Annotated in this window: 1 protein-coding gene; it reads left to right on the top strand. The window is 45.0% G+C overall.

The genetic code is table 11. The features are described from left to right. Positions 1–1,141, top strand: a 1,141-nt coding sequence (locus tag J3U63_RS13200; RefSeq protein ID WP_001443860.1) for an IS4-like element ISVsa5 family transposase, incomplete at its 3' end; no start/stop codon positions are given.

Genomic DNA, 1,141 nt, shown 5'->3' with positions numbered 1-1,141 from the left:
ATGTGCGAACTCGATATTTTACACGACTCTCTTTACCAATTCTGCCCCGAATTACACTTAAAACGACTCAACAGCTTAACGTTGGCTTGCCACGCATTACTTGACTGTAAAACTCTCACTCTTACCGAACTTGGCCGTAACCTGCCAACCAAAGCGAGAACAAAACATAACATCAAACGAATCGACCGATTGTTAGGTAATCGTCACCTCCACAAAGAGCGACTCGCTGTATACCGTTGGCATGCTAGCTTTATCTGTTCGGGCAATACGATGCCCATTGTACTTGTTGACTGGTCTGATATTCGTGAGCAAAAACGACTTATGGTATTGCGAGCTTCAGTCGCACTACACGGTCGTTCTGTTACTCTTTATGAGAAAGCGTTCCCGCTTTCAGAGCAATGTTCAAAGAAAGCTCATGACCAATTTCTAGCCGACCTTGCGAGCATTCTACCGAGTAACACCACACCGCTCATTGTCAGTGATGCTGGCTTTAAAGTGCCATGGTATAAATCCGTTGAGAAGCTGGGTTGGTACTGGTTAAGTCGAGTAAGAGGAAAAGTACAATATGCAGACCTAGGAGCGGAAAACTGGAAACCTATCAGCAACTTACATGATATGTCATCTAGTCACTCAAAGACTTTAGGCTATAAGAGGCTGACTAAAAGCAATCCAATCTCATGCCAAATTCTATTGTATAAATCTCGCTCTAAAGGCCGAAAAAATCAGCGCTCGACACGGACTCATTGTCACCACCCGTCACCTAAAATCTACTCAGCGTCGGCAAAGGAGCCATGGGTTCTAGCAACTAACTTACCTGTTGAAATTCGAACACCCAAACAACTTGTTAATATCTATTCGAAGCGAATGCAGATTGAAGAAACCTTCCGAGACTTGAAAAGTCCTGCCTACGGACTAGGCCTACGCCATAGCCGAACGAGCAGCTCAGAGCGTTTTGATATCATGCTGCTAATCGCCCTGATGCTTCAACTAACATGTTGGCTTGCGGGCGTTCATGCTCAGAAACAAGGTTGGGACAAGCACTTCCAGGCTAACACAGTCAGAAATCGAAACGTACTCTCAACAGTTCGCTTAGGCATGGAAGTTTTGCGGCATTCTGGCTACACAATAACAAGGGAAGACT

Source organism: Gilliamella sp. B2838, from assembly GCF_026536185.1.
Taxonomy (GTDB): Bacteria; Pseudomonadota; Gammaproteobacteria; order Enterobacterales; family Orbaceae; genus Gilliamella.
Note: the sequence above shows the minus strand (reverse complement) of the source record. Positions and strands in the feature narration are given on the sequence as shown.